The organism is Nonomuraea sp. NPDC050536 (genome assembly GCF_044457685.1).
Classification (GTDB): domain Bacteria; phylum Actinomycetota; class Actinomycetes; order Streptosporangiales; family Streptosporangiaceae; genus Nonomuraea.
On the sequence record NZ_JBITHD010000062.1, the window covers coordinates 1 to 1,126 of the forward strand.

Sequence of the window (1,126 nt, forward strand, 5' to 3'; positions counted from 1 at the left end):
AAAAAAAAGATAGTTAGAACTGGACTAAATTCAAATAAATGGATACAAAATGGAATACATCTTCTTAGGTCAATACCCGAATTGCTAGTTGATTTCATTGGAAAATAAATAAGTCGTGCTATCCTAATCTTAAACCACTAGGCATTAGAAAGCGCACGACTTATATGACTTATAATAGCACACTTCCAAAAGTTTTTGTTTATTTACTGACAACCATTGAGACGCTTTATCAAACGAGTGTTCCCCTTGAGGTTCAAAACCGAAAGAACGTCCATCTCGCAACATCAGATTGCTTAGTTATCGCTTGTTACCTATGGGGCGTACTGCATTTTAGTGAAACGCTTAAAGCTAAGCACCAATTGGCTCAAAGTTTATTTCCTAATTTCCTAGAATATTCTCGCTTTGTCCGCCGTTGTAATGCCCTCTTACCGAGTATCCAAGTCATTCGCCAAGCACTCGTCTTTAAAGAGGTTGAAGGAATGAGTGTATCCATTATTGACAGCTTCCCCATTCCTTTGTGTCAGCCTATTCGTAATTTCAGAAGCAAAGTTCTTGGAGATTATGCCAATGTTGGCTACAATGCTACAAAGGGACAGTACTTCTATGGATGTAAATGTCATGCTTTAGTCAGTGAATCAGGCTATGTCATAGACTACACAATTACTCCTGCTTCAATGGCTGATAGTTCAATGACCGAGGAAGTGTTGAGTCAATTTGGGACACCAACAGTCCTTGGAGATATGGGATATTTAGGTCAGTCACTGCATGATAGGCTGGAATTAAAAGGAATTGATCTAATTACACCTGTCAGGAAGAACATGAAGCAAAAGAAAATCCTTTTCCCTAATTTTTCAAAACGTAGAAAAGTGATTGAGCGAGTTTTCTCTTTTTTGACAAATCTAGGAGCTGAGCGTTGTAAAAGTCGTTCGCCTCAAGGTTTTCAATTGAAATTAGAGATGATACTTTTAGCGTATTCTTTACTGTTAAAATCAGCTAAATCACTGGAACCAGAGACTTTAAGATATTCTATCGGGTATCAAGTCATGGCTAAATAATCAACTAGCAATTCGGGTATTTTAAAAAAAGAAAATTGGGACTCCTTAGAGTCCCTTTTAATTATTTTATA

At 37.0% G+C, this 1,126-nt stretch carries 1 protein-coding gene; it reads left to right on the forward strand.

Going from position 1 to position 1,126, the window contains the following annotated elements; all coding sequences use genetic code 11:
* Positions 1–164: 164 nt before the first annotated feature.
* A complete protein-coding gene (locus ACIBHX_RS52365) occupies positions 165–1,055 on the forward strand; it encodes an IS982-like element ISLll1 family transposase (protein ID WP_043736692.1) in 891 nt (296 codons plus the stop codon).
* The last annotated feature ends 71 nt before the right edge of the window (positions 1,056–1,126 follow it).